General features: G+C 60.6%; 1 protein-coding gene and 1 pseudogene. Both read right to left on the bottom strand.

Annotation, left to right across the window (positions count from 1 at the left end; genetic code table 11):
• Nucleotides 1-637 (bottom strand): 5-oxoprolinase subunit PxpA (locus tag AC5RWT_RS37730; protein ID WP_494084670.1); only part of this gene is annotated, 637 nt, incomplete at its 3' end.
• Nucleotides 637-1,073, bottom strand: a pseudogene (locus AC5RWT_RS37735) (urea carboxylase); the annotation flags it as partial. The gene AC5RWT_RS37730 and the pseudogene AC5RWT_RS37735, both read right to left, overlap by 1 nt.

Here is a 1,073-nt window from a genome sequence, read left to right on the forward strand (position 1 = left end):
CAAGATCCCGCCCCGACACCGTGGCTACTTTCCCTTCCCTCACGAACCTGATCGCACGTGAGGACACAAGTGCAGGGTCCCAAGCCAGCTTTTCCCGCTCGATAAGAAGGTTGCCGGCGTCGTCGTAACCGAGGTCGACAAATCCTTCCTGGACTAACCGGACGCCGTAACCGGCGGCGAGCTCCGTGTGGCGCTTATCGAAGCAGTAGAGAGGGAGGGAGCTGTCTATTTCGGCGACTGCCGCGATGACAGCTTCAGCCAGCTCTTCGTCCTCCAGCGACATCAGGTACATGACCCCGTGCGGTTTCACATGGGAAAGTTTCGCCCCTTCGGCCTCCACGAAGCCCTTCAGGGCGCCTACTTGATACAGCGTGTAGTCCTGGAGCTCTTCCGCTGAGACCGCTATTCGTCGTCGTCCGAAGCCCAAAAGGTCCGGCAGCGCGACGTGCGCTCCGATCTGGAGGCCCTGGTCGACTGCCGCCCGAACCGTGCGGCGCATGGTTCTTGGGTCCCCGGCGTGGAAGCCGCAGGCGATGTTGGCGGCGCTGATATAGGGCATGAATTCTTCGTCCGGCGCGAAGCGCCAGCGGCCGTAACCTTCTCCCATGTCGCAGTTGATTTCGATGGCTGTGTTCATTATTCGGTGCCTCCTGCTGCAGACATGAGCATGGAACGTTCCTCGTCCAATGCATAGGCGTCGTCAATGGAAATGGGCTTGAACCGGATCGTGTCGGTCCCCGGCCGCATCTGGCCGGTCTTCCATAGGCTGGCCTTCGGCACGACTCCGAATACGACAAAGCCGCCGGAAGTGGGCCCGTCGGGTCCGAGGATTACGGGAGTGTCACCATTGAGGTTGATTCCGCCGAGAGGGTAGCCGGTGTCGAGGATGTTGGATGGATGTCCGCCGGCAATACCGCCGTCGGGCCGGGCCCACTGCAACCTCACCGGGTCCAGCCTGATACCGGTACGGTTTGAATTCTGGTCAACGGTCCAGGAGCGTGCAAAGAAGTCCTCGACGTCCGTTTCCGTGAAGAATTCAGGTGTAGCAAATGGCCCTGGCACGACTTCCAGTT

The organism is Arthrobacter sp. Dra40 (assembly GCF_059091905.1).